Origin of the sequence: Sphingomonas sp. EC-HK361 (assembly GCF_902498785.1) — a bacterium.
Classification (GTDB): domain Bacteria; phylum Pseudomonadota; class Alphaproteobacteria; order Sphingomonadales; family Sphingomonadaceae; genus Sphingomonas.
Genome location: NZ_LR701494.1, coordinates 1,521,356 through 1,546,596, shown reverse-complemented (window position 1 = coordinate 1,546,596; position 25,241 = coordinate 1,521,356). Strand labels below are relative to the sequence as shown.

Annotated in this window: 28 protein-coding genes; 14 read left to right on the top strand and 14 right to left on the bottom strand. The window is 67.4% G+C overall.

The window, feature by feature from the left end; translation table 11 throughout:
* Nucleotides 1–59: 59 nt before the first annotated feature.
* Nucleotides 60–1,187: an acyltransferase family protein gene (locus BOS5A_RS14890; RefSeq protein WP_151955685.1), complete on the top strand. Its 1,128-nt coding sequence runs from the start codon at nt 60–62 to the stop codon at nt 1,185–1,187.
* Here BOS5A_RS14890 and zapE read toward each other — a convergent pair.
* From zapE to sdhC, 7 genes are all read right to left on the bottom strand, one after another.
* Entirely contained in the window at nt 1,129–2,238 is a 1,110-nt protein-coding gene (gene zapE / locus BOS5A_RS14885) for a cell division protein ZapE (RefSeq protein ID WP_151955684.1), read from the bottom strand. The two genes, BOS5A_RS14890 and zapE, sit on opposite strands and share 59 nt — an antisense overlap.
* Nucleotides 2,239–2,338: 100 nt before the next feature.
* On the bottom strand, nt 2,339–2,794 hold the full coding sequence (locus BOS5A_RS14880; RefSeq protein WP_151955683.1) for a PaaI family thioesterase: 456 nt from the start codon (nt 2,792–2,794) through the stop codon (nt 2,339–2,341).
* An 88-nt stretch (nt 2,795–2,882) separates the two neighbouring features.
* Nucleotides 2,883–3,665 (bottom strand): succinate dehydrogenase iron-sulfur subunit, encoded by a 783-nt coding sequence (locus BOS5A_RS14875; RefSeq protein ID WP_151955682.1) that lies wholly within the window; start codon nt 3,663–3,665, stop codon nt 2,883–2,885.
* Nucleotides 3,666–3,771: 106 nt separating this feature from the next.
* On the bottom strand, nt 3,772–4,338 hold the full coding sequence (locus tag BOS5A_RS14870) for an ATP-dependent Clp protease proteolytic subunit (RefSeq protein WP_151955681.1): 567 nt from the start codon (nt 4,336–4,338) through the stop codon (nt 3,772–3,774).
* A gap of 270 nt (nt 4,339–4,608) precedes the next feature.
* A complete protein-coding gene (gene sdhA / locus BOS5A_RS14865; protein ID WP_151955680.1) occupies nt 4,609–6,411 on the bottom strand; it encodes a succinate dehydrogenase flavoprotein subunit in 1,803 nt (600 codons plus the stop codon).
* The gene (gene sdhD, locus BOS5A_RS14860) at nt 6,411–6,806 is read right to left on the bottom strand and encodes a succinate dehydrogenase, hydrophobic membrane anchor protein (protein WP_151955679.1); all 396 of its coding nucleotides are present in this window, start codon (nt 6,804–6,806) and stop codon (nt 6,411–6,413) included. Before sdhD ends, sdhA begins: the two co-directional genes overlap by 1 nt.
* On the bottom strand, nt 6,806–7,219 hold the full coding sequence (gene sdhC, locus BOS5A_RS16190) for a succinate dehydrogenase, cytochrome b556 subunit (RefSeq protein WP_151955678.1): 414 nt from the start codon (nt 7,217–7,219) through the stop codon (nt 6,806–6,808). The genes sdhD and sdhC overlap by 1 nt, the downstream gene beginning before the upstream one ends.
* 195 nt (nt 7,220–7,414) lie before the next feature.
* Here sdhC and BOS5A_RS14850 point away from each other — a divergent pair, with 195 nt between their 5' ends.
* From BOS5A_RS14850 to BOS5A_RS14835, 4 genes are all read left to right on the top strand, one after another.
* Nucleotides 7,415–8,758, top strand: coding sequence for a methyl-accepting chemotaxis protein (locus tag BOS5A_RS14850; protein ID WP_151956022.1), 1,344 nt, complete (start codon nt 7,415–7,417; stop codon nt 8,756–8,758).
* 45 nt (nt 8,759–8,803) lie between these two features.
* Entirely contained in the window at nt 8,804–10,174 is a 1,371-nt protein-coding gene (locus BOS5A_RS14845; RefSeq protein WP_199857388.1) for a methyl-accepting chemotaxis protein, read from the top strand.
* Between the two features lie 64 nt (nt 10,175–10,238).
* On the top strand, nt 10,239–10,934 hold the full coding sequence (locus BOS5A_RS14840) for an SDR family NAD(P)-dependent oxidoreductase (RefSeq protein WP_151955677.1): 696 nt from the start codon (nt 10,239–10,241) through the stop codon (nt 10,932–10,934).
* Nucleotides 10,924–11,877, top strand: a complete 954-nt coding sequence (locus BOS5A_RS14835) for a 50S ribosomal protein L11 methyltransferase (RefSeq protein WP_151955676.1) — start codon at nt 10,924–10,926, stop codon at nt 11,875–11,877. The genes BOS5A_RS14840 and BOS5A_RS14835 overlap by 11 nt, the downstream gene beginning before the upstream one ends.
* 75 nt (nt 11,878–11,952) lie before the next feature.
* Here BOS5A_RS14835 and phhA read toward each other — a convergent pair whose 3' ends face one another.
* Nucleotides 11,953–12,819 carry a phenylalanine 4-monooxygenase gene (gene phhA, locus BOS5A_RS14830; RefSeq protein ID WP_151955675.1) on the bottom strand — a complete coding sequence of 289 codons (867 nt, stop codon included), beginning with the start codon at nt 12,817–12,819 and terminating at the stop codon, nt 11,953–11,955.
* 14 nt (nt 12,820–12,833) lie between these two features.
* Between phhA and BOS5A_RS14825 the strand changes: the two genes are divergently transcribed.
* Nucleotides 12,834–13,535 (top strand): TIGR02117 family protein, encoded by a 702-nt coding sequence (locus BOS5A_RS14825; protein WP_151955674.1) that lies wholly within the window; start codon nt 12,834–12,836, stop codon nt 13,533–13,535.
* Between the two features lie 109 nt (nt 13,536–13,644).
* On the opposite strand, the gene BOS5A_RS14820 is transcribed toward BOS5A_RS14825, so the two are convergent.
* Entirely contained in the window at nt 13,645–15,033 is a 1,389-nt protein-coding gene (locus BOS5A_RS14820; RefSeq protein ID WP_151955673.1) for a helix-turn-helix domain-containing protein, read from the bottom strand.
* Nucleotides 15,034–15,247: 214 nt separating this feature from the next.
* Here BOS5A_RS14820 and aceA point away from each other — a divergent pair, with 214 nt between their 5' ends.
* The gene (gene aceA / locus BOS5A_RS14815) at nt 15,248–16,531 is read left to right on the top strand and encodes an isocitrate lyase (RefSeq protein ID WP_234419354.1); all 1,284 of its coding nucleotides are present in this window, start codon (nt 15,248–15,250) and stop codon (nt 16,529–16,531) included.
* Entirely contained in the window at nt 16,531–16,713 is a 183-nt protein-coding gene (locus tag BOS5A_RS14810) for a hypothetical protein (RefSeq protein ID WP_151955671.1), read from the top strand. The genes aceA and BOS5A_RS14810 overlap by 1 nt, the downstream gene beginning before the upstream one ends.
* A 64-nt stretch (nt 16,714–16,777) precedes the next feature.
* Here BOS5A_RS14810 and BOS5A_RS14805 read toward each other — a convergent pair whose 3' ends face one another.
* Both BOS5A_RS14805 and BOS5A_RS14800 read right to left on the bottom strand, forming a co-directional pair.
* The gene (locus tag BOS5A_RS14805; RefSeq protein WP_151955670.1) at nt 16,778–17,173 is read right to left on the bottom strand and encodes a type II toxin-antitoxin system death-on-curing family toxin; all 396 of its coding nucleotides are present in this window, start codon (nt 17,171–17,173) and stop codon (nt 16,778–16,780) included.
* On the bottom strand, nt 17,170–17,391 hold the full coding sequence (locus BOS5A_RS14800; protein WP_234419353.1) for an AbrB/MazE/SpoVT family DNA-binding domain-containing protein: 222 nt from the start codon (nt 17,389–17,391) through the stop codon (nt 17,170–17,172). The genes BOS5A_RS14805 and BOS5A_RS14800 overlap by 4 nt, the downstream gene beginning before the upstream one ends.
* Before the next feature lie 76 nt (nt 17,392–17,467).
* Here BOS5A_RS14800 and BOS5A_RS14795 point away from each other — a divergent pair, with 76 nt between their 5' ends.
* The 3 genes from BOS5A_RS14795 to BOS5A_RS14785 are packed head-to-tail and all read left to right on the top strand — an operon-like array spanning nt 17,468 to nt 19,613.
* Complete coding sequence (locus BOS5A_RS14795; protein WP_151955668.1) at nt 17,468–18,421, top strand: cation diffusion facilitator family transporter; 954 nt, start codon at nt 17,468–17,470, stop codon at nt 18,419–18,421.
* Nucleotides 18,418–18,993, top strand: coding sequence for a hypothetical protein (locus BOS5A_RS14790; protein ID WP_151955667.1), 576 nt, complete (start codon nt 18,418–18,420; stop codon nt 18,991–18,993). Before BOS5A_RS14795 ends, BOS5A_RS14790 begins: the two co-directional genes overlap by 4 nt.
* Before the next feature lie 8 nt (nt 18,994–19,001).
* Nucleotides 19,002–19,613: a hypothetical protein gene (locus BOS5A_RS14785; protein WP_151955666.1), complete on the top strand. Its 612-nt coding sequence runs from the start codon at nt 19,002–19,004 to the stop codon at nt 19,611–19,613.
* Here BOS5A_RS14785 and BOS5A_RS14780 read toward each other — a convergent pair.
* The 3 genes from BOS5A_RS14780 to BOS5A_RS14770 all read right to left on the bottom strand — a co-directional run bounded on the left by BOS5A_RS14780 (nt 19,588) and on the right by BOS5A_RS14770 (nt 22,244).
* Nucleotides 19,588–20,139 carry a DUF4893 domain-containing protein gene (locus BOS5A_RS14780; RefSeq protein WP_234419352.1) on the bottom strand — a complete coding sequence of 184 codons (552 nt, stop codon included), beginning with the start codon at nt 20,137–20,139 and terminating at the stop codon, nt 19,588–19,590. The two genes, BOS5A_RS14785 and BOS5A_RS14780, sit on opposite strands and share 26 nt — an antisense overlap.
* Nucleotides 20,140–20,284: 145 nt before the next feature.
* Nucleotides 20,285–21,070, bottom strand: coding sequence for a 3-hydroxybutyrate dehydrogenase (locus BOS5A_RS14775; RefSeq protein ID WP_151955664.1), 786 nt, complete (start codon nt 21,068–21,070; stop codon nt 20,285–20,287).
* A gap of 16 nt (nt 21,071–21,086) precedes the next feature.
* Nucleotides 21,087–22,244 (bottom strand): patatin-like phospholipase family protein, encoded by a 1,158-nt coding sequence (locus tag BOS5A_RS14770; RefSeq protein ID WP_151955663.1) that lies wholly within the window; start codon nt 22,242–22,244, stop codon nt 21,087–21,089.
* Nucleotides 22,245–22,349: 105 nt separating this feature from the next.
* On the opposite strand from BOS5A_RS14770, the gene ypfJ reads away from it, so the two are divergent.
* The 3 genes from ypfJ (at nt 22,350) to rplK (ending at nt 25,238) form a co-directional block, all read left to right on the top strand.
* The gene (gene ypfJ / locus BOS5A_RS14765; protein WP_151955662.1) at nt 22,350–23,264 is read left to right on the top strand and encodes a KPN_02809 family neutral zinc metallopeptidase; all 915 of its coding nucleotides are present in this window, start codon (nt 22,350–22,352) and stop codon (nt 23,262–23,264) included.
* A gap of 81 nt (nt 23,265–23,345) precedes the next feature.
* Complete coding sequence (locus tag BOS5A_RS14760; RefSeq protein WP_234419351.1) at nt 23,346–24,479, top strand: glycoside hydrolase family 53 protein; 1,134 nt, start codon at nt 23,346–23,348, stop codon at nt 24,477–24,479.
* 327 nt (nt 24,480–24,806) lie between these two features.
* Nucleotides 24,807–25,238 carry a 50S ribosomal protein L11 gene (rplK, locus tag BOS5A_RS14755; RefSeq protein WP_151955661.1) on the top strand — a complete coding sequence of 144 codons (432 nt, stop codon included), beginning with the start codon at nt 24,807–24,809 and terminating at the stop codon, nt 25,236–25,238.
* Nucleotides 25,239–25,241: the final 3 nt, after the last annotated feature.

The window sequence follows — 25,241 nt, the reverse complement described above, 5'->3', positions numbered from 1 at the left end:
CGCAATAGCGATTGCGCTGATATACCCCGTCTTAATCAAGCGGCGGGCAGGATGGCGCGGTGAGCCAGCCCCGATCCGACCAGATCCTTGCCATCGACGCGGTGCGCTTCCTTTGCGCTCTGCTGGTCGTCGCGCATCATTATGCGGCGATGCTACCGATCGTGGCGCCGATGTGGGCGGGCGAGGTCGCTTTGCCGCGCGACTGGGCGGGATGGAGCTGGGCCGGATGGATCGGCGTGGAGCTGTTCTTCGTCGTCTCGGGCTATGTCATCGCCATTTCGGCCGAGCAGGGTGCGGCTGGCAGTTTCCTGCGCCGGCGCGCGTTGCGGCTGGTGCCGGCGGCATGGCTCTGCGCGTCGATCACCAGCGTGGTCGCGCTCGCGGCGGGCATCTTCGCCTGGCCGGTCGTGCTGGCGCGGTGGAGCGCGAGCATCGTGTTCGACCCGTTCGTAAAGCAGGCCGATCCGTCGAGTTGGACGCTCGGCATCGAAGTCAGCTTCTACGGCCTGGTGGCGCTGGCGCTGTATTGCGGCGGCCGGCGCCGTGCGGTCGAGGCGATCGGCGCGGGACTGGCGATCATCAGCGCCGTCTGGTGGCTGTCGCGCGCGACAGGACTCGTGCCGGCGGTCGAATCCAAGATGCTCGACCTGTTGCTGGTGACGCACGGCGCCTTCTTCGCGATCGGGATCGCGCTTTGGACGATCCGCGCCGGGATCACGCCGCTGCGCATGCTGACGCTCGGAGTGGGGCTGGTCGCCGGCACGATCGAGATCGTGAGCCAGGCGCATTTCATGGCCACAGGCCTGACGCTGCCCGCCGGCCCCGCGCTGCCGCTCGGCATTTTCGCAGCGGGCGTGTGCGCGATCGCGGCGGCGGGCGCCTTGCAGGCACCGCTGGCCCGATGGATCGGCAGCGGTCCGTTGAAGATCGCTGGTCTGGCGACCTACCCGCTCTATCTGATCCATCAGCAGGCGGGGTTCGTCGTCATCCTCTGGCTGACGCAGCACGGCGTCGAGGGGCATTTAGCGATGCTGGGGACCGCCGCGCTCGCGCTGTGCGTGGCGATTGCCATCGTGCGCTGGGCGGAGCCGCCGCTGCGCCGCTGGCTCGCGGCGCGGATCGACGCGCTCAGCCGCCGTGGCTCTGGGCGAGATACTCTTCCGAGCGCATCTCTTCCAGCCGGCTGACGGTGCGTTCGAATTCGAAGGCGCCATCGCCCTTTTCATAGAGCGCCGCGGGTTCCGCGTCGGCGGCGGCGAGCAGCTTGACCTTATGTTCGTAGAGCGCGTCGATGAGCGCGACGAAGCGCGCGGCCTCGTTGCGGTTTTCGGGGCCGAGCTTGGGGATGCCGACGAGGATGACGGTGTGGAAGCGGCGGGCGATGGCGAGATAGTCCGCGGCGCCCTTCGCTTCGCCGCACAGCTTCCTGAAGCTGAAGACGGCGACGCCTTTCAGCGCTTTCGGCACATGGAGCGTGCGGCCGCCCTGGACGGGGATGTCGGCGGTGGGGACGTGGGCGCGGTCCTCGACCGGGAAGTCGGTGAGGCGGAAGAAGTCGCCGGATAGCGTGGCGGTCGCTTGCGCGCCGTTGGGGACGAGCCAGGTGTCGATGCGGCCAAGGCGGTCGCGGCGGTAGTCGACGGGGCCGTTGAGTGCGACGACGTCGAGACGGTCCTTGAGCAGCGCGATGAAGGGCAGGAAATGCTCGCGGTTGAGGCCGTTCCTGTAGAGATCGTCGGGCGCGCGGTTCGAGGTGGCGACGACCGTGACGCCGGCTTCGAGGAGCGCGGTGAAGAGGCGCGAGAGGATCATCGCGTCGGGGGAATTCGTCACCATCATCTCGTCGAAGGCGAGCAGGCGCACCTCGTCGGCGAGCGCGGTAGCAACGGGGAGAATCGGGTCGCCGGCTTCCTTGCGGCGTTCCTCGGCGATGCGCTGGTGGACCTCCAGCATGAACTCGGCGAAGTGGACACGGCGTTTGCGGCGGATGTCCAGCTGGTCGAAGAAGAGGTCCATGAGCATGGATTTGCCACGCCCAACCCCGCCCCAGAGGTAGAGACCGCGTGGTGGGACGGGCTTGGCGCGGGTGAGGCGCCAGAGGATGCTGCCCCTGGTCGGCACCGCTTCGAGCGCGGTGGCGAGCGCGTCGAGGTGGCGGGCGGCGGCTTGCTGCTCCGGGTCGGGGCGGAGTTCGCCCGTGGCGATGAGGGCGGCGTAGCGGGTGAGGACGGTGGTCATGGGCGGCTGCCAGCACCCCCGCGGAGGCGGGGGTCCAGTGCGTCGAAGGACAGCGCTTGTGGCTCTGGATTCCCGCCTTCGCGGGAATACGGATCGTATTTCATCGCGCCGTCGGCTTGCGGATCGTGCCGCTGAAGCTCGCGACCTTGTCGTCGCCCTGCACCACGAGGCCGCGCAGGAACAGCAGGCGGCCGGTTTCCTTCAGGAGCTCGACCTGTGCTTCCAGCGGCTCGCCGAGGCGACCGCCGCCGATGAACTGGGTGGAGAGGTCGAGCGTCACCGCGGTGCCGGCGGAGATCAGCCCGAAGCTGCGGCTGGCGGCGAAAAGCGCCACGTCGATGAAGCCGAGGAGCGCGCCGCCGTGGACGCGATCGGCGAGGTTGGAGTGCTCGCGACCGGGGGTCATGCGGACGCGGGCGATGCCGTCCTCGCGGCGGACGAGCATCGGGCCGAGGAACGCGTTGTAGCGGGTCGGATCGCGGAAGCCCCAGGCCATCCAGCCGGGGTGGTCAGGGTGCTCTTCGTAGAGGAAGTCGGGTCTGGGTTGGTCGGTCATGCAGTACCCCCGCGAAGGCGGGGGTCCAGAGCCACAAGCGCCGTCCCCCGTGGCTCTGGGCTCCCGCCTGCGCGGGAGCACGGTGCTCCTAAAGAACTCGCTCGGCTTCCATCTTCTTGATCTCGGCGATCGCCTTCGCCGGATTGAGGCCCTTGGGGCAGGCGTTGGCACAGTTCATGATGGTGTGGCAGCGGTAGAGGCGGAACGGGTCCTCGAGGCTGTCGAGCCGCTCGCCGGTCATCTCGTCGCGGCTGTCGGCGAGCCAGCGATAGGCTTGCAGCAGGATCGCCGGCCCCAGGAACTTGTCACTGTTCCACCAGTAGCTCGGGCACGAGGTCGAGCAGCAGGCGCACAGGATGCATTCGTAGAGGCCGTCGAGCTTCGCGCGTTCGTCGGGCGACTGGAGGCGCTCCTTGCCGGCGGGCGGCGGGGTGACGGTCTGCAGCCACGGCTTGATCGAGGCATATTGCGCGTAGAAATGGGTGAAGTCGGGAACGAGGTCCTTGATGACGTCCATTGCGGGGAGCGGCGTGATCTTCACCTCGCCCTTCACGTCCTCGATCGCGGTGGTGCAGGCGAGGCCGTTCTTGCCGTCGATGTTCATCGAACACGAGCCGCAAATGCCCTCGCGGCACGAGCGGCGGAAGGTGAGCGAGGAATCCTGCTCGGCCTTCATCTTGATGAGCGCGTCGAGCACCATCGGGCCGCATTCGTCGAGATTGATCTCGAAATCGTCGTAGCGCGGGTTTTCGCCGGAATCGGGATCGTAGCGGTAAATCTTGAATTTCTTCATCCGCCCGCCCGGCTGCGCCGCCTTGTGGGCCTTGCCCTTCTTGACGACGCTGTTCTTCGGCAGGGAGAATTCGGCCATTCTGACATGTCCCGTGTGATCGGATCGGTCGCGGTGTCGCGCGGTTCGCGTGCCAGATACATAAGGTGGCGGGTGGCCGCAAACACTACCCGCACCCGGCGGCGGATCAGATGACGTCGAGCACCAGCCCGAGATCGCGCGCCTCCTCGGCCTCGATATACCAGTTGGACGGCGCCCTTTCGCGAAGCTGCTCGAAGCTCACCCGGCTCCCCGCGACGAGATCGCGAAAGCCCTCCTCCTCGATCATCACCGAATGCTCGATCTCGTGGAGGGCCGCCTTGATCGACGACACGACCATGCGAAGCGGCCCGTCGAGGGTGATCTTCTTCGAGATCTGGCGCTCGTGGAGCATCAGCCGGGTGCGCCGGGTGAGAAAGCGGCGCTCGACCGGGAAGGCGGACATGAAGGTCGCCCCCGCCGAATACACCGCGACCTTGCCGAGGAACAGCATCTCGCGGCCGTGATAATCGCACAGCAGGCGCACTTCGTCAGCCATCGTCCGCGCAATCTCAGGATCGCCGCCGAGCGTCGTAAGAGTGACGACGATCGGGCCGTCAGGGGGGCAGGCGGTAAGCTGGGTGCGCCAAGTGGCGTAGGTCTGGTCGGTGATCGGGCCGACGAGGCGGATGTGGGGCTGCGCGAGCAGCGGGTAGCGGTTGGGATCGGAGGTCATGGCCGCGCAACCGGTGATGGGGATGGAGGGTTCCGGATCGGCATACGAAGTCGTTGCACTTGCCGTGCTCCCGCGCAGGCGGGAGCCCCGAGCAACGCGCGGTATCCTGATTGGCTCTGGGCTCCCGCCTGCGCGGGAGCACGGAATATCTGATAGGGATGGAGGAAAAGTGGGCATGGGCGAAGCCCATGCCGTCGGTCGCGGCTTTGGCCGCGCCGGCCGGAGGCGCCTTGAGGCTTGGCGAAGCTTCGCTCCGCCTTGCCCGGCGCCTCAGTAAACCCGCTTCTTCGGCTTGATATACTCCGCGTCGTCGGTGAGCGTGTAGTCGTGGACCGGGCGGTAGTCGATCGCGACGGCGCCGCCCTTCCCGCCCCAGCCGTCGAAGGTGGCGATGGTGTGCTTCATCCAGTTCGCGTCGTCGCGGTCGGGATAATCCTCGTTGACGTGGGCGCCGCGCGATTCCTTGCGGTTCGCGGCGGATTCCATCGTCACGACAGCCTGCGCGATGAGGTTGTCGAGCTCCAGCGTCTCGACGAGGTCGGTGTTCCAGATCATCGAGCGGTCGGTGATCTTCACGTCGGCCATCCGCTTGTTGATCGCGGCGATCTTCTGCTGGCCTTCGGATAGCAGGGCGTTGTCGCGGAAGACGGCGCAGTGCTTCTGCATGGTGCGCTGCATGTCGAGGCGGATGTCGGCGGTCTTCGACGCGCCGTCGGCGTTGCGGAACGTGTCGAGGCGGGTGACGGCCATCTCCTCCGAACCCTTGGGCAGCGGGTTATGCGGCGCGTTGGGCTTCGAAATCTCCTTGATCCGCAGACCCGTCGCGCGGCCGAAGACGACGAGATCGATAAGGCTGTTCGAGCCGAGCCGGTTGGCGCCGTGGACCGAGACGCACGCCGCCTCGCCCACCGCGAACAGGCCGGGGACGACGCTGTCGGGGTCGCCGTCCTTCAGGCGCACGACCTCGCCGTGATAATTGGTCGGGATGCCGCCCATATTATAGTGGACCGTCGGAGTGACGGGGAGCGGCTGGCGGGTGAGATCGACGCCGGCGAAGATCTTGCCGGTTTCGGTGATGCCGGGCAGGCGCTCGTGGAGCACCTTGGGATCGATATGGTCGAGGTGGAGCCAGATATGGTCCTTGTGCTCGCCGACACCGCGGCCTTCGCGCATTTCCATCGCCATCGAGCGGGAGACGACATCGCGGCTGGCAAGGTCCTTGGCCGACGGGGCATAGCGCTCCATGAACCGCTCGCCCTCGGAGTTGGTCAGGTAGCCGCCCTCGCCGCGCGCGCCTTCGGTGATGAGGACGCCGGCGCCGTAGATGCCGGTCGGGTGGAACTGGACGAACTCCATGTCCTGCAGTGGGAGCCCGGCGCGGAGCACCATCGCGTTGCCGTCGCCGGTGCAGGTGTGCGCCGAGGTCGCGGAGAAATAGGTGCGGCCGTATCCGCCGGTCGCGAGCACGACGTTGTGCGCGCGGAAACGGTGGATCGATCCGTCCTCCATGCAGAGCGCGATGACGCCGCGGCAGGCGCCGTTCTCCATGATGAGATCGAGCGCGAAATATTCGATGTAGAAGTCCGCGTCGTATTTCAGGCTCTGCTGGTAGAGCGCGTGGAGCATCGCGTGGCCGGTGCGGTCGGCCGCGGCGCAGGTGCGCTGGACGGGCGGCCCCTCGCCCATGTTCTGCATGTGGCCGCCGAACGGGCGCTGGTAGATGGTGCCGTTGTCGTTGCGGCTGAAGGGCACGCCGGCGTGCTCCAGCTCGTAAACCGCGGCGGGCGCCTCGCGGACCATATACTCGATCGCGTCCTGATCGCCGAGCCAGTCCGATCCCTTGACGGTATCGTACATGTGCCAGGTCCAGTGATCGGGCGAATTGTTGCCGAGGCTCGCCGCGATCCCGCCCTGCGCGGCAACGGTGTGGCTGCGCGTCGGGAAGACCTTGGTGATGCACGCGGTCTTCAGGCCGCTTTCCGCGATCCCCATCGTCGCGCGCAGGCCCGATCCGCCGGCGCCCACCACGACGGCGTCATAGGTGTGATCGATGATCTTGTAGGCTTGGGGCATCAGGAGGCCACTCCGGGCGTGACGGTGAGCGCGATGCGCAGGATCGAGAAGATCGCGATCCCCGCGACGGCTGCGGTGAAGATGTTGAGGAGGACCATCGCGACGACGCGGCGCTCGCCGGTCTGGTAATCCTCGATCAGCACCTGCAGCCCGAGGCGGAAGTGGTAGAAGATCGAGGCGACGAACAGGATCAGCGGGATCGCGACCCACGCCGACTGCGCCCAGTTGCGGACGGTCGCATAGTCATAGGCGGGCAGCCGTGCGATCGAGAAGATCAGCCACAGGACGAGGAGCAGGTTGGTCCCCGCGGTGAGCTTCTGGTGCCACCAGTGGTGGACGCCTTCATGTGCCGAGCCGAGCCCGCGGACGCGGCCGAGGGGTGTGCCGTGCGCCATCATTTCGTCCCCAGATAAAGCCAGAAGATCGCGGTGAACGCCACCGAGCAGACCATCGTCATCAGCGCGAAGGTCCTGTTGCGCTTCAGCTCGAACGCGGCGCCGGTGTCCATGACGAGGTGGCGGATGCCGCTCATCATGTGCTGGAAGACGCTGAGCGTCAGGCCGACGCCGACGATCCAGCCGAGGATGTTGAGACCGCCGCCTGAGAGCGTGAAGGTATCGAGAAAGGTCGCATACGCCTTCTCGCCCGAGGCGAGCGCGGCCAGCCACCAGACGAACAGCCCGGTGCCGATCGTCGCCATGCCGTCGCCGGTCGCGCGGTGGAGGATCGAGACCAGCATGTGCGGCCCCCATTTATACACCTGAAGGTGCGGGGAAAGCGGCCGGGCGGGGTTGCGGGCGGTTGCCAAATCTTTGTCCTCTGGCGGTAAGCCGTTCAAGTCGTCGCGACCTATTAGACCGACAGGCAGGCGATGCAAGGCGGTGATCGTGCGCGCGTGCGCCTGCCCCACTCCTAACCCCGGCTTAACCATTGGCGCGCTAGCACCCGCACCAACGCCTATTTCCATTTCGGAGCCCGCCCCTTGTCCACGCAAGCCAATGACCTGCCAGCGCCCGGTTCGATCGCAGCCGCGGTCGATCTCGCCGCACGGTTGCGCGTCTTCGATTTCGACGGATCGCTCGCGAGCGCGTCGCGCGAGGTGTGGGACATCATCAAGCCCGATATCCGCAGCGTTTCCGAAGCCTATTGGAACCAGTGGCTGCGCTGCTTCGCAGACGAGCGCATCTGGGCGCCGCACGAAACCGCGAAGATGATCGACCTGGGCGTGACCTTCCTGGAACGGCGCTTCCTCGACACGTCGGGCCGCGCCTGGGTCGAATCGGTCGAGCGCTCGGTCGCCGCGGCCTATGTGGCGGATGTGTCGCCGATGGCGCTGCTGTCGATGATCAACGCATCCGACCGGTCGGCACTCGATGTGTTGATGGCGCGGGTCGACCGGAGCGACGAGCGCCTCACGCTGCTGATCGATACGCTGATGCGGCTGTCCGCGCTGGAAGGCGAGATCACGGTCGCGACCTATACCGAATATCGCCGCCACGCAGCGCAGGTCGCGCGCGACCGGCTGGCCGCCGATTTCCGCAACGGCATCACCGCGACCGTCGAGGATGCGACCCGCGACGGCGAGACGCTGCGCGAGCAGGCCGCGGGCGCGAGTGCGTCGGCGCGCGGCGTGCTGGGCAAGGCAAGCGAAGTCGCCGCGGCGGCGGAGCAGTCCGCGGTCGCGATGCGCGAGGCGGCATCGACCGCCGCGGGGCTGATCCGCGCGATCGAGGATGCGCGGGTCGAGGTGGAAGCCGCCGCCGAAATCGCGACGCGGGCTTCAGGGCAAGCGGGCGAAGCGGTCGGCATGAGCGAATTGCTCTCCGATCACGCGAAGTCGATCGAATCGATCCTGGGTCTGATCCGCGATATCGCCGGGCAGACGAACCTGCTGGCGCTGAACGCGACGATCGAGGCCGCACGCGCGGGCGATGCCGGTCGTGGCTTCGCGGTCGTGGCGCAGGAGGTGAAGTCCCTCGCCAACCAGACCGCGCGCGCGACTGACGATATCGCCGCGAAGATCGCTGCGATCCAGGCCGCGACCAAATCCACGGTCGAGACCAACGCCTCGATCCGCACGACCGTGTCGGAAGTGCAGAGCTCCGCCGAACGCATCCGCCACGCGATGGAAGCGCAGGCGCAGACCGTCACTGCGATCACGGCGGCAGTCGACGAAACCGCGCTCGCCGCCGATTCGATGTCGGGCACGATCGCCGCGATCCGCGAGGATACCGAAAATGTCGCGACCGAGATCGACCGCGTCGGTGCGGGCTTCGATTCGCTCGACGGCATTCTCGGCGGGCTGAAGACGAGCGCCGGGGAGTTCGCCGGCAAGGTCGCAGCCTGACCCGCCACGAGAGGCAGGCGCGATAAGAAGGCAGGAGGGGACGGGATGGCCAGTGATCGCAGCGCGATGCTCGGCAGCTGGAGTGGGGCCGACCGGCGGATCGCCGATCATGTCGGCGATTACGACTGGGACGGCGCCGTCGCGCCGGCCTGCGCCGATATCTGCGCGATGATGGTCGACGACGACTGGACCACGGTCGCGTCGAGCTTCTGGAGCCATTATCTGTCGCTTCCGGCCGCGGCGCATCTTCGCCCGCTGATCGACGACGCGTATCTCGCCAAGCAGATCGCGCGCAGCGCGCACTATACCCGGCTGAAATACGCCGCTCCGTTCAGCGACGAATGGCGCGTCTCGGCGGTGCGTCACGCCGAGCAGTCGAACGCGTCCGGGGTTCCGCTGCCGACGCTGCTCGCCGCCCTCGCCTTCGCGCACGCCCGCACGCTCGATATCGTCGAGCGGCGCGTGGGGGCGGATGTGGCGCGGATGCGGCGGCTGGGCGACGCGGTGCAGCGCCTCGCGCTCGTCGAAGCCGACGTGATGGCGTCGCACCTCGGCCAGAGCGACGCGGAAGCCGCGCATACCGCCCGCGTGAGCCGCACCACCGATTTCAACGACCGGATCGGCGCGGTCATCGACGGCGCCGCTGCGATGGGCGAGCAGATCCAGGGCGATGCGGCCGGCGCCAGCGCGTCGGCGCGCGGCGTGCTTGGCAAGGCGAGCGAAGTCGCCGCCGCCGCCGAGCAGTCGGCGATGGCGATGCGCGACGCGGCATCGACCGCGGCGGGGCTGATCCGTGCGATCGAGGATGCGCGGGTCGAGGTGGAGGCTGCGGCCGAGATCGCGACTCGCGCTTCCGGGCAAGCGGGCGAAGCCGTCGGAATGAGCGAATTGCTGTCGGATCACGCGAAATCGATCGAATCGATCCTTGGCCTCATCCGCGACATTGCCGGGCAGACGAACCTGCTTGCGCTGAACGCGACGATCGAAGCGGCGCGGGCGGGCGATGCCGGTCGGGGATTTGCGGTGGTGGCGCAGGAAGTGAAGTCCCTCGCCAACCAGACCGCGCGTGCGACTGACGATATCGCCGCGAAGATCGCCGCTATCCAGGCCGCGACCAAATCCACGGTCGAGACCAACGCCTCGATCCGCACGACCGTCTCCGAGGTGCAGGGCTCGGCCGAACGCATCCGCCATGCGATGGAGGCGCAGGCACAGACCGTCACCGCGATCACCGCGGCAGTCGACGAAACCGCGCTCGCCGCCGATTCGATGTCGGGCACGATCGCCGCGATCGTCGAAGACGTGACCCGGTTGCAGGGCGATATCGACCATGTCGGGACGCAATTCGATGCGATCGGCGCGGAACTCGGCACATTGAAGGCCTCGGCCGAAAGCTTTTCGCGCAACGTCGCGTGACGGCGCCCGTAACAGCCAACAGCGCCGATTGACCTGACCCGCGGGCACGCTACGCCCTCGGCCTATGACACGAATCCTCGTCACCGGCGCGAGCCGCGGCATCGGCGCCGCCATCGTCGCAACACTCGACCAGCCCGGCATCTCGGTCGCCAGCCACGCCACGCGTCAGGGCCTCGCCTTCGATCTGGCCGAGGCAGACGCCCCCGCGCGACTGTGGGACGCCGCGGTCCATCAGCTCGGCGGGGTCGATGTGCTCATCAACAATGCCGGCATCTTCGAGGCGAACCCGCTCGACGGCGACGATGCGGACTGGTCGGCCGGCTGGGCGCGCACGCTGCAGGTGAACCTGACCGCGTCGGCCGAACTCTGCCGCCGCGCGGTCCTCGCGTGGCAGCGCGAAGGACGCAGGGGCCGGATCGTCAACGTGGCGAGCCGCGCCGCCTATCGCGGCGACAGCCCCGCCCACTGGCACTATGCCGCGTCCAAGGCGGGCATGGTCGCGGTGACGAAGACGATCGCGAGAGGCTATGCGCGCGAGGGCATCCTGGCCTTCGCGATCTGCCCCGGCTTCACGATGACCGGGATGGCCGACGACTATCTGGCGAGCCGCGGCGGCGACAAGCTCCTCGCCGACATCCCGCTCGGGCGGGTCGCGGAGCCGGCGGAAGTGGCGTCCGTCGCGCGCTACCTCGCGCTCGAGGCGCCGGCATCGATGACGGGCGCGGTGATCGACGTGAACGGGGCGAGCTATGTCCGCTGATACGGGGTCCGCTGAATCCTGGAAGCTCACCCTGCCCTGCACGCGTGACGAGGCGGAGGCGATCGATGCGGCCGAGGACGTGGCGGTCGAGGCGGTGCTGATGACGACCGAGCTGTATGAGGACGACCGCGAGCACTGGCGGCTCGACGCCTATTTCGAGGGCGAACCCGGCGCGGACGCGATCGCGGCGATCCGGGCGCTGGTGCCGAGCGCGGCGGGTGTCTCGCCGGCGATCGAGCGGCTGGCGGACGCGGACTGGGTGACGATGAGCCAGTCGGGCCTCGCGCCGCTGCATGTCGGGCGCTTCTACGTTCACACCTCCGCGCATGACGCGCCGCCGCCCGAGGGCGCGCGCGCGTTCCTGATCGAGGCGGGGCGCGCCTTCGGCACGGGGCATCACGAGACGACGAGCGGGTGCCTCGCGATGCTCGATGCGATGGCGGGCGAAGGGGTGCGCCGGGTGATCGATGTCGGCACCGGCACCGGGTTGCTCGCCTTTGCGGCGCGGGCGCTGTGGCCGGATGCCGCGATCGTCGCGACCGATATCGACCCGGTGGCGATCGAGGTGACGCGTGAGAATGCGGTGGTGAACGATGTGGGGGGCGTCGAGCTGGTGGTAGCCGACGGCGCGCTGGACGATACGATCACGGCGCGGGCGCCCTATGACTTCGTAATCGCGAACATCCTTGCCGGGCCGCTGGTGTCGATGGCGCCGGAGCTGGCGGCGATCGCCGATGCGCATGCGACGATCGTTCTGGCGGGGCTGCTGGAGACGCAGCGAGAGGGCGTCGTCGCGGCCTATGCGGCGTGCGGGTGCTCGCTGGAGGCGGTCGATCGGCGCGGCGACTGGAGCGTGCTGCGGCTGCGCGCGGGGGCCGAGCGTTATGTGCCGGGTGCGCCGTTCGATCCCAAGGGGCGCGATGGGTGGGCGCTGGATCTTTAGCCCAAAAGTCTCGGCGTTGTGCTCCCGCGAAGGCGGGAGCCCAGTCTGGATCCCCGCCTGCGCGGGGATACAGTTTTACGCCTTTGCCCGCGCATAGTCCTGCGTGCCGCGGGTCAGCACCTCGTCTTCGGGAAGAATTTCCGCGACCGGCACGTCCGGCTTCGCCTTCAGCTGTTCGTAGAGCGGCGCGAAATCGGTTTCCACGGTCACGCGCAGCAGCTCGTCGAAGCTCGGGATGACGAAATAATTCTGCTGGAAATCGTCGATCCGGTATTCGGTGCGCATGACGCGGGCGAGATCGAAGGCGATGCGGTTGGGCGACGGATCGTCGAGCGCGAAGCGGCTTTCGGCATAGCTGGAGACGATGCCCGAACCGTAGATGCGCAGCCCCTCGGGCTCCGCGATCAGCCCGAACTCGACGGTGTACCAATAGAGCCGGCCGAGATATTTGAGCGCGTCGAGCCCAAGCGCGCGCTGCCCGCCGCGGCCATAGGCTTCCAGATAATCGGCGAAGACCGGATCGGCGAGCATCGGCACGTGGCCGAAGACATCGTGGAAGACGTCCGGCTCCTGCAGATAGTCGAGCTGATCGGGGCGGCGGATGAAATTGCCCGCGACGAAGCGGCGGTTGGCCATATGGTCGAAGAACACGTCGTCGGGGACAAGCCCGGGCACGGCCACGACCTGCCACCCGGTGAGCGTCATCAGCCGTTCGGACAGTTCCTCGAAATCGGGAATGCCGGGCTTCGACAGCTTCAGCACGTCGAGCCCGCGCAGATAGGCGTCGGAGGCGCGGCCGGGGAGCAGCTTCGCCTGGCGTGCGAAAAGCGTGTTCCATGTCGCGTGGTCTTGCGGCGTGTAGTGCGCCCAGTCCTGCGGCACCGTCCAGTCGGCGCCGGCGCCTTCGGGCGGGGCGTCCATCACATGCGTATCTTCGATCATGAACTTGCCCTAGCATGAACGCGGTGGCTTGGGGAATTGCAGCAAAGGCGTGGCGGGTCGCCGTTCAAGCGATGACCGCTCTGACCGTGATCGTGACGGCTTACGCTACCGCCGGGCTGATCGGCGGTGCGATCCCTGCCAATGCGGGATGGCGCGCGCCGGCGGACGGGATCGAGATCTTCGTCGAGGACAACGGCATCCATACCGGGATCGTGCTGCCCAAGCGTGCAGCCGGGGTCGACCTGAGCAATCTGTCGCAGCCCGGCGACCTGCGTGATCCACGCTTCGTCGCATGGGATCACATCGCGGTCGGATGGGGCGAGCGGAACTTCTATCTCGGCACGCCGACCTGGGCTGACGTGTCGCCGCGCACGATCCTGCACGCCGCGATCGGCAGCGATGCGGTGCTGGTGCACGTCGAGCATATCCCGCGCCCCATGGCCTCGGCCAGCGTTCGCCGTATCGTTTTGCGGGCCGAGGAGTATCGGCGACTGGCAGCCTTCGTGCGTGCCAGCCTGGCGCCGGGCGGGCGGCGCTATCCCGGCTATGACCGCTACGATGCCTTTTACGACGCGCGGGGGCATTACAGCGCGGTCACCACCTGCAATGCGTGGACAGGCGAAGCGTTGAGGGTCGCGGGTGTCCGGGTCGGGCGGTGGACGCCGTTTCCGGTGACGGTGATGGGGTGGTTCGAGGCGCCGCAGTCCGGAGATTAACCCACCTCCGTTCGCCCTGAGCGAAGTCGAAGGGCATGCGCCTCAAGTGCTTCGACTTCGCTCAGCACAAACGGGTGGGAAGGAGCGACTGAGCCCAGCCGCAAATGCCCTAATCGCCCGCAAAGGTCAGCGCGGTCAGGCGGCGTTCGCGCTCGTTGATCGTGAGCGCGCGGCCGGCAGGAGCGAGCGAGCGCTGCGGGCAATCGGGGCGGAAGCAGGCCCGGCACCCCAGCCCGATCGGCATCGCCGCCCCCGCCAGATCAAGCCCGCGTGCCGCGGCGAGCGTGCCCGCCAGACGCGCCTCCACCCCCAGCCCGACGACGAATTCCGCGGAGATCGCGCCGGCGCGGTGCCCCTGCGGCGCGACGGTGCGCGCCATCGTCAGCCAGCGCGTCGCATCCTCCGCCTCGACCAGATCGACGGTGAGCGAGCCGGGGCGATCGAACGCGGCGTGGAGCCGCCACAGCGGGCAGCGGCCGTCGCTTTCGACGAGCGACGCGCCGCTGGCGCCGGCATAGCGCTTCGACGCCTGCCCCGCGCGGTCGACCCGGATCATGAAGAAGGGCAGGCCCCGCGCGCCGACCCGCTGGAGCGTGGTGAGCCGGTGCGCGGCCTGTTCGAACCCCGCCCCGAAGCGGCGCTGAAGCAGCTCGATATCATAGCCGGTCGCCTCGCACGCGCGCAGGAAACGGGCATAGGGCATCATCACCGCGGCGCCGAAATAGCTGGCGAGATGGCGCCGGTACAGCCGCTCCGCTGCGCGGTCTGCAAAGCCGGCGCCGCCGACGAGCGCATCGATCTCGCCGCGTGCCTCGATCTGCGCGAGCTGGAAGGCGGCGGCGAAGGTGCGACTGGCGGGATCAAGCAGTTCCGACAGCTGCAACTGGCGCGCGTGAAGATCGAGCCGGCGGAGCACATCGGGCAGCACATCGATAGGCAGGATGCGGATCGTCAGGCTGTGCCGCACGCGCAGCCGCTCCGCGATCGCGCCGTATAGGTCGCCCGCGCCGAGCCGCAACTCGTCCGCGAGTCCCTCCGCCGCCGCGTCGAGATCGGCGAAATGGTTGCGCCACCGCTCGATCTCGCGGCGCACCGGCGCGACCGGATCGTCTGCCGTGGGGACGCCAGCGCCGCCGCCCGCCCCCAGCCGGTCGAAGACGCGCGCGAACGCCTCCGCCCCGCCCGGCGCCGCCGCCAGCCACTCGGCGACCTCGTGCCGGTCGATCTCCAGATCGGCGAACATCGGATCGGCGAGGCGTCGCCTGAGCGCATCGGCGCCGCCGGCCGGCTCGCCCGCCGCGAGCGCGCGCGCGTCGAAATCGAACCGCTCCGCCAGCCGCACCAGCAGCGTCGCCGACAAGGGCCGCTGGTTGCGTTCGATGAGGTTGAGATAGCTGGGGCTGATATCCAGCGCCTCGGCCATCGCCGCCTGGCTGAGTCCCGCCTGCCGGCGCACCCGGCGCACCGCGTGGCCGGCGATGATCTTGCGTTCAGCCAAGGACTGCGCCCGGAGGCGGTGGGAGTGCGGGAGGCCGGATCATGACGCCATGCTCGTCATTCGCGCGAACATGTCAATCCTTTACAGCATGACAGGCTACGGGAGCGTCAGCTCGACAGCGCGACCCCGCCATCCTGGTTGCGACCCTATCCGAACGCGGGCGCGGCCTGTCACAAAGACTTGCACGATACGACAATTTGTAAAGGACAAGACAGTGGCGACGACGTTCGAAGACCTGATTCCGGCGCCGGCCGGCCGTTTCGACGGGATCGAGCGCCCGTACAGCGCGGACGACGTCGCCAAACTCCGCGGGTCGATCGCCATCGAGCACACGCTGGCCCGCAAGGGCGCGCTGAAGCTGTGGGAACTGCTCAAGACCGAAGATTACGTCCATTCGCTCGGCGCGATGACCGGCAATCAGGCGATGCAACAGGTCCGCGCGGGGCTGAAGGCGATCTATCTGTCTGGGTGGCAGGTCGCCGCCGACGCCAACACCGCGGGCGCGATGTATCCCGACCAGTCGCTCTACCCGGCCAATGCCGGGCCGGAACTGTGCAAGCGGATCAACAACGCCCTCCAGCGCGCCGACCAGATCGAGCATAGCGAAGGCGGCGCGACGCGCGACTGGTTCGCGCCGATCGTCGCGGATGCCGAGGCCGGCTTCGGCGGGCCGCTCAACTGCTTCGAGATCATGAAGGCCTATATCGCCGCCGGCGCCGCCGGCGTGCATTACGAGGACCAGCTCGCATCCGAGAAGAAGTGCGGGCATCTCGGCGGGAAGGTCCTGATCCCGACCCAGGCGCACATCCGCAACCTCGACGCGGCGCGGCTTGCGGCGGACGTGTGCGGCGTGCCGACCGTGATCTGCGCGCGGACCGATGCGGAGAGCGCGAAGCTGATCACCAGCGATGTGGACGAGCGCGACCATGAATTCCTGACCGGCGAGCGCACGCCCGAGGGCTTCTTCCGCCTGAAAAACGGCACCGGCGTCGATCACTGCATCAAGCGCGGGCTGTCGTTCGCCGCGCACGCCGACCTGCTATGGTGGGAAACATCGAAGCCCAACATGGCCGACGCGCGGCGCTTCGCCGAGGCGATCAAGCGCGAATATCCGGACAAGATGCTGGCCTATAACTGCTCGCCCAGCTTCAACTGGGAGGCGAACCTCGACCGGGACGACATCGCCCGGTTCCAGCGCGAGATCGGCGCGATGGGATATAAATACCAGTTCGTCACGCTCGCGGGCTTCCACCAGCTGAACCACGGCATGTTCGAGCTTGCCAGCGGCTACCGCGACCGCGGCATGGCGGCCTATTCGGAGCTGCAGCAGGCCGAGTTCGCGAGCGAGGCAAGGGGCTATACCGCGACCCGCCATCAGCGCGAGGTCGGCACCGGCTATTTCGATCTCGTCGCCCAGGCGGTTGCCGGCGGCGCCAGTTCCACCACCGCGCTCGCCGAATCGACCGAGGCCGCGCAATTCACCAAGGAGGCTGCGTGATGACCACCCTGCAAACCACGCCCCGCGGCATCGAACCGGCGCCGACCCGCGCGGTCTTCGCCTCCACCGACTTCGCGCTGTTGAAGGACGCGGTTGGCGATTTCATCGGTCGCCTCGATCCGGAAGACAAACGCCTCAACCGCCTCGCCGCGCTCTATCACCGCATCGGGCGCCTGGCCTGACGCTCCACGACTTCCTGGGGAGGAAGATGTCCGTCGGTGGGAAACCACCGGCGGGCATTTCGTGTCAGGCGGCCACGACGCGCGCGCGGAACCACGCGGCGAGGTGTTCCTCGCTCAGGTTGCCGGCGGCCAGCGCGATCATGGTGCGCGTTGCATCGGCCTTGTCGAAAGACAGTTCGATGGCATTGAGCTTGAGGAAGAGACGAGCCATCACCCACGCCGTCCGCTTGTTACCGTCGGCAAACGGGTGATTGCGCGCGATCCCGAAAGCATAACTCGCGGCAAGGGCGCAAAGATCGGTTTCGCCATAGCCGTGCTTGTTCAGCGGCCGAGCGATCGCCGATTCGAGCAGGCCCGCATCCTTGACCCCCGCGAGCCCGCCATGTTCAGCCAACTGCCGATCATGCACCGCCATCGCGATTTCCGCACTTAGAAAGCGCGGCACTGGAACGGCATTCATCGTGCCAGCACGGCCAGAATATCGCGATCCTCGCGCATGATATTTTCTGCAGCGCCCATCGCTTCGACAAAAGCCGGATCGTGAGGCTTGACCGAGAAGCCGTCCGGCTGTTCGGTGACGAAGACCTGATCTCCCAGACCCACCCGCAGCTTCGCGAGCATGTCCTTGGGAAGAACCAATCCCAGCGAATTTCCGACCTTCACGATCTTGAGCGGCATGTGCATACAGGTGTTATAACACGCCGGCTCGCATCCTTCAACGCGGGCGCGCGTTCTGCGGCAAAGGGGACAGGGCTTGGCCAAGGCTGCCGAGGGCGAATCGAACATCGTCATCTTCGCCGCGCTCGCCGCGAACCTCGGCATCGCGGTTGCCAAGTTCATCGCGGCCGGGATTTCGGGGTCGTCCTCGATGCTGACCGAGGGCGTCCATTCGGTCGTCGACAGCCTCAACCAGGTACTCCTCCTCTACGGCCAGAAGCGCGCGGATCGGCCGCCCGACGAGGTCCACCCCTTCGGCTATGCGCGTGAGCTGTATTTCTGGGCGTTTGTCGTCGCGATCCTGATCTTCGCGGTCGGGGCGGGCGTGTCGATCTACGAGGGCTACCTCCACATCCTCGATCCGGAGCCGCTGCAGAGCCCGGTCATCAACTACATCGTGCTCGCCATCGCCTTCGCGATGGAGGGCAGTTCGTGGCTGATCGCGATGCGCGCCTTCGCGAAGGCCAAGGGCGATGACAGCTGGTGGCACGCTATCCGCGTGTCGAAGGACCCGTCGGGCTTCATCATCCTGTTCGAGGATTCGGCCGCACTCGTCGGGCTCGTCGTCGCGGGCATCGGCGTCTTCCTGAGCCACACGCTCGGCGATCCGCGGATCGACGGCGTCGCGTCGATCGTCATCGGCTGCGTGCTCGGCCTCGTCGCGGTGATCCTGGCGCGCGAATCCAAAGGGCTGCTGATCGGCGAGCGCGCCGACCCGCGGATTGTCGCGCGGGTCCGCGCGATCGTCGAGGCTTCGCCAAGCGTCGATGCGGTCAATCATGTCCGCACCATCCATACCGGCCCGAAGAGCATCTTCGTCGCGATCAGCGCCGACTTCCGCGATTCGGTGACGATGGGCGAAGGCGAGCGGCTGATCGAGGACCTCGAGGACAAGCTGCGCGCGGCCGAACCGATGCTGTCGTCGATTTACATCCGCCCCGAACGGCGCGAGGATGCGGCGGTGGCGCCTCCCGTAAAAGACCGGTCGTGACGAACCGACGCCAGTTTCTGGCCGGCACCGCCGCGATCCTTGCGCTGCCCTCGCCGGCCTTCGCCGCCGACTACGCGATCGACTGGCAGGGCGGCACGGTCGATCCGGCTGTGGCGGCGCGCCTTGCGCGGCAGATCGCGATTGTAAAGGCGCTGCCGATCCGACCCGAAATCCTCGCCTTTTTCGCGCGGCAGCCGATCCGCGTCCTGACCGGACCCGGCGAGGGTAGCCACGTCAACACCGATCCGGTCGTCTATTTCACGCGCGATGCGTTTCCCGACGACAACCCCGTCCTGCTCCACGAACTGATCCACCGCTGGCATTTCGCCACCTTGGCCGATACGCCCCGTGTTCAGCCCCTGCGCAGGCTTTTCGAGGCCGAGCGCGCGCATCCGCACTGGCCGCGGCGGGCCTATATGTATGAGAATATCTCGGAATTTCTGGCGATGACGGCGAGCGTCGTGCTTTATGGCCGCGCGGCCCGCCCCCCGTATACGCGCGCAGAGGTCGCCAATCGCACGCCCGATCTATACAGGTGGATCGTCGACACGTTCGGCCTTCGCCTGTCGTGAGGGAAATTATGCGCGTATTCGCCCGTATCCTGCTGTCGCTTACCTTGTTTCTCGCCGCGATCCCGGCGCAGGCGGCGGTGACGATCACCTTCTGGAGCCACGAGCTCGGCAATTCCTTTCCGCATGCGTTCTTCACGCTGCGCGGTATTCCCGATCGCGGCGGCGCGCCGGTCGATGCGAATTACGGGTTCACGCCGGTGTCGATCAGCCCGGCGATGCTGTTCGGCAATGTTAAGGGGCGGCTCGACATCGCGAAGCCGGGCTACATGCGCGGCAGCGATGCGCAATTCTCACTGGTGCTGAGCGACGCGCAATATGATTCGATCCTGGCGCTGGTCGAGGAATGGAGCGAGCGCGGCGACCCGACCTACAACCTCAATACCCGCAACTGCGTGACGTTCGCGCGCGAGGCGGCGCGGCGCGCGGGGCTGTCGGGGGTCGATCAGCCAAAGCTGATGAAGAAGCCCCGCTCCTTCCTTCAGGCAGTCGCCGCCGCGAATGTCGGGCGGGTCGTGATCGTAAAACAGCACGGCAAGGCCTATATGGCGACCCTCGCCCCGATCACGCCGCCGAGCGTGTCGCTTGGCACGGCAGTCACCCAGCCGGCACGAGCTCAATGACGTCGAGGGTCGATTCGAACGCCGGGTAAGGCAGGACCATCCGCCAGCGCCGCGTGCCGATCCGTTCGACAAAGCCCGCCATGTCGCGGGTCGTGTCCCGGCCGTAATCGATTGTGCGGCTCTCATCGCCGAGGACGACGGTGCCGAGAAACACCCCGCGCGTTGGCTCGGACGTGTAGATCGTGCCGACCGGACGCTGCGATCCGGTGAGCTTGGCGAAGTGCAGCGCGCCGTCCTCGCTGTCGATCCGGCAGCGAAACGCGGGATAGGCGACATAGCCGAGGCCGACCCCGGCCCTCGATCCCAGCTTCACGACGCGGCAGCGATAGTCGCCCGCCGGGGGCAGCGGATCGGCGAGCATCCGGTCAGGATCGAACAGCGCCGCGTCGGCCGCGAGATCGCCGCCATGTCCGGCGGTGCGCGCCTGATCGAGCGCGGTCATCCAGGCGGATCGCCATCCGCGCAGCCGGATCCGGTCCGCGGTCGTCACATGCGCCCGCCAATCCGCCTCCGCGATGGATGGCAAGGCCGGGGCGGAAGGTCCCCCGGGCGGAGCGGCGCCCCGCCCCGCGCAGCCAGCCACCAGGAACGCTGCACACAGCGCGCCAGCACCGAAACCCTTCACACCCACGCGACCATCCTCTTCTCCGGCCTGCGAGGCTAGGGAGCGATCACGCCGCGGTCCAGCCGCCGTCCATCGAAAGATTGGCGCCGGTGATCGACGCCGCTTCATCGCGGCACAGGAACAGCGCGAAGGCGGCGACCTGCTCCGGCGTCACGAACTGCTTCGTCGGCTGGGCGGACAGCAGCACGTCGTTCATCACCTGCTCGCGCGTCAGCCCGCGCGCCTTCATCGTATCGGGGATCTGGTTCTCGACCAGCGGCGTCCAGACATAGCCCGGCGAGATGCAGTTGACGGTGATGCCGTCGGTCGCGACTTCCAGCGCCGCGGTCTTGGTCAGCCCGGCAAGGCCGTGCTTGGCGGCGACATAGGCCGACTTGTTGGGGCTCGCGACGAGGCTGTGCGCCGACGCGGTGGAAATGACGCGGCCCCATTTCCTCGCCTTCATGTGCGGGATCGCGGCCTTCATCATGTGGAACGCCGATGTCAGGTTGATCGCGATGATCGCGTCCCACTTGTCGTCGGGAAACTCGGTGATCGGCGACACGTGCTGGATGCCGGCATTGTTGACGACGATATCGACCGAGCCGGTCTCCTTCGCCGCGCGCGCCACCATCGCCGCGATCTGACCCGGCTTCGTCATGTCTGCCGCGTCGTAGAGCGCTACGGCACCGCTCGTTTCGGCGAGCCCAGCGCGCTCCGTCTCGATCGCGGCTGCGTCACCGAAGCCGTTGATGACGACCGCCGCGCCTTCGGCCGCGAACGCCCTGGCATAGGCAAGCCCGATGCCTGAGGTGGAGCCGGTGACGATCGCGGTCTTGCCCTTGAGGAACATGGTGTCTCCTGATGATCTAGCGGGGGTTGAGGTCGAAGGCGGCGGTGCGCCCGGTGAGCACGTTTTCGGCGAGGATTTCGGCATTCGCCATCGTCGCATCGACCGCCGCCTGCCCCGCCGCCCAATGCTCGGCCATGGTGCGCGCCGAAAACTCGAAGTCGCGGCTCCCGCCCTCCCAGGCATTGGCGCGGTAGATGAGATGGACAAGGCTGACCGGCTGCTCCTTCGCCAGCGCCGTCAGCGCCGCGACATCGCCATCGGCGCGCAGGTCGGCCGGCAGCTTGGCAAGGACCTTGCGGATCAGCTCGCGCTCCTTGCGCAGGCGGATGAGCTCGTCGGTGACCTGCCGGGTGCGGCTGGAGAAGCGGATTTCCTTTTCGCGCGCCATCACGTCCATGATCGTGCGCGGGCGATCCGCGGCGGCCGAAAACAGATCGACCTGGAACACGAGCAGGCTGTCGGTCTGGTGATCGAGCACATGCTGGAGCGGGGTGTTCGAGACGAGACCGCCGTCCCACCAATATCTGCCGTCGATCTCGACCGGGGGCAGCCCCGGCGGCAACGCGCCCGATGCCATGACGTGGCGCGCATCGAGGCGCTCGGTCGTGCTGTCGAAATAGCGGAAATTGCCGCTTTCGATATCCACCGCGCCGACCGACAGGCGCACCGGGCCGTCATTGACGAGGTCCCAGTCGATGAGGTCGTCGAGGGTCTTCGCAAGCGGCGCGGGATCGTAGAAGCTGAGCGCGCCGCACGACCCCGGCGTCGCGAGCACCGGCGGCACGAAACGCGGGCCGAAGAAGCCCGGCACGCCCGCCATCGCGACGAAGCCCGCGGACCATTCATGCACCGCCTCACGCAGGTGATCGTCGGGGTAGAGCGGGAAGCTGGGGAGCGCGCTCGTCACCGTGTCCCAGAAGGTGCGCAGCGCCGCCACGCGGCGTTCGGGCGGGTTGCCGGCGATCAGCGCGGCGTTGATCGCGCCGATCGAGATGCCCGCCACCCAGTCGATCGGCACCGCTGCCTCCGACAGCGCCTCGAAGACCCCCGCCTGATAGCTGCCGAGCGCGCCGCCGCCCTGCAGCACCAGCGCGACCTGTTCCGGCAGCGGCATCGCGCGGGCGCTGCGCCGGCCCATCGACGTCCGGGCGGGTTGCGGTTCGATATCGGCCATCGGCGCGCCTCATGCGCGCCTCGACGCGCATCTTCAAGCGCGGGCATTGCAACCGGCGGGGCATCCGGCGCATTCTGCTGCGCGTAGCAAAGAGGGGCATCCGTAATGCGGCTCGACGATTTCGATCCCAACATCAATGTCGGCGACCAGCGCGGGCAAGGCGGCGGTTTCGGCGGCGGCGGCGGCGGCGGGATGCTGCTCGGCCTGCTGCCGCTGATCGGCAGCCGCTTCGGCTGCGGCGGCATCGTCGTTGCGCTGATCCTGCTCGCGGTGTTCGGCGGGCTCGGCAATCTCGGCAGCATGATCGGCATGGGCGGCGGCGGCAGCTCTGCGCCGACCACACGCTCCGCCCCCGCCGGCACGACCGAGGCGACGAAAGCGTGCACGGTCGACGCGGAAAGTCGTGCGGCCTGCAACGCCTATTCCTCGGCCGACAAGACCTGGGAGGCGATCTTCGCCAAATCCGGCCAGCAATTCCGGCAGCCGTCGCTGCAATTCTACAGCGGGAACGGCCGGTCGGGCTGCGGCGCGGCGCAGTCGGCGATGGGGCCGTTCTACTGCCCGACCGACCAGGGAATCTACCTCGACACGAGCTTCTTCAACGAACTCGCCAACCGCTTCGGCGCGAAGGGCGATTTCGCGCAGGATTACGTGATCGCGCACGAATTCGGCCATCACATCCAGAACCTGCTCGGCACCTCCGATCAGGTCCAGCGTGCGCAGGCGCGGGCGAGCGAGGCCGAGGGAAACGCCATCTCCGTCCGGCTCGAGCTGCAGGCCGATTGCTATGCCGGCGTCTGGGCCGCGCAGAACAGGGACCGGCTGGAACCGGGCGACATCCAGGAGGGGATGACCGCCGCGCAGGCGATCGGCGACGACACGCTCCAGAAGGAATCGCAAGGCCGGGTGATGCCCGACAGCTTCACCCACGGCACCTCGGCGCAGCGCATGGCTTGGCTGAAGCGCGGGCTGGACAGCGGCGACCCGGCGCAGTGCGACACGTTTTCCGGGGCGATCTGATCGGACTTGGCAATTATAAGATAAATGCGTAGCGCTTCATGGGCGCGTGGCTTCCATACTGCGCGACCCGGGAGCTAGGCGATGCGACATGTCTTCCTGATGCTGGCGCTCGCGGCCGCGCTGACAGGTCCGGCGATCGGACAATCCTCAAAGCCGCGCGCCCTGCCGGCGCCGCCCAAAGGCGGGCTCTACCTTGGCGGCGACCTGTCCTACGTCAACGAGATGGAGGATTGCGGGGCGATCTACCGCGACCGTGGGAAGAGGGTCGACCCGTTCCGGCTGCTCGCGCGCAAGGGCGGCAACCTCGTCCGCGTCCGGCTGTGGAACGATGCGACGTGGACCAGATACAGCAACTATGCCGATGTGCTGAAGACGATCCGCCGCGCCAAGGCCGCGGGGATGCAGGTGCTGCTCGACTTCCATTATTCGGACGACTGGGCGGACGGCGACAAGCAACTGACGCCCAAGGCCTGGGAGAAGCTCGGCACCGAAGCGCAGGCGAAGGCGCTGCACGACTATACCGTCGACATCCTCACCCGCCTCAACCGCGACGGCGCGATGCCGGAGATGGTGCAGGTGGGCAACGAGACGAATCAGGAGTTGCTCGGCGGCAGGAAGGGGGTGGCGATCGACTGGACGCGCAATGCGACGCTGTTCAACGCCGGGATCGCTGCGGTGCGCGCGGTCGGGCGGACGGCATCGATCAATCCGCGCGTCATGCTCCACATCGCGCAGCCCGAGAACGTCCTGCCGTGGTTCGATGCGGCGAAGGCGGCGGGAGTCGCCGACTACGACGTCATCGGCATCAGCTATTATCGCAAATGGTCGAAATTCACGCCGGACCAGCTGAAGACGACCGTCGCGGCGGCGAAGGCAAGGTTCGGCGCCGACGTGATCGTGGTGGAGACGGGCTATCCCTTCACGCTGGCCGGCAAGGACAGCGCGACCAACCTGCTCGGCGCCGACGCGCTCGTCCCGGGGTTTCCCGCAAGCCCCAGGGGCCAGCGCGACTTCATGGTCGCGATCACCCAGGATGTGATCGACGCGGGCGGGATCGGCGTCGTCTACTGGGAGCCGAACTGGGTCTCCACCAAATGCGGCACGCGGTGGGGCAACGGATCCGACTGGGAGAATGCGGCGTGGTTCGACTACGAGCGCACCGACGCGCTGCCGGTGTTCGATTTCCTGGCGCATCGGTATCGGCGCGTGAAGTAGAATAAAGGGTTCACGCGGAGGCGCGGAGATCGCGGAGGGACAGCGATCGGGTGGACCGTCTTTCCTCCTTTTCCGAGCAGGAAGGGAAAATCGACTCCGCCATCTCGTGGACGTAACTCCGCGTTCTCCGCGCGAACCTCTCTTTCTCCCGCTGGCGCCCGGATACGGCTTTCGGGATATACCATGCACATTGCAAACGCGGACACCTTCCGCTAGGGGCCACGGCTTCCAGCGTGACAGCGAGGGAAAACGTTGCGGGAGGGTGCTTCGAGCGCCCGTCTGGACCGCTAAACTTGAACGGGCCTTTCGCCCACTAGAGAGTGAGACATGGCAAAGAAGATTACCGGCTATATCAAGCTGCAGGTGCCCGCGGGCGCTGCGAACCCGTCGCCGCCGATCGGCCCGGCGCTGGGCCAGCGCGGCGTGAACATCATGGAATTCTGCAAGGCGTTCAACGCGCAGACCGGCGACCAGGAAAAGGGCACCCCCCTTCCCACCGTCATCACCGTCTATGCCGACCGTTCGTTCTCGTTCGAGACGAAGACCGCGCCTGCGACCTACCTCATCAAGAAGGCGGCGAACCTGAAGTCGGGCTCGAAGGAGCCGGGCAAGGTGTCTGCGGGCAAGATCAAGCGCTCGGCGCTGACCGCCGTCGCCGAAGCGAAGATGAAGGACCTGAACGCCAACGATATCGAAGCGGCAACCCGCATCATCGAAGGCTCCGCCCGCGCGATGGGCCTCGAAGTGGTGGAGGGCTGAGAT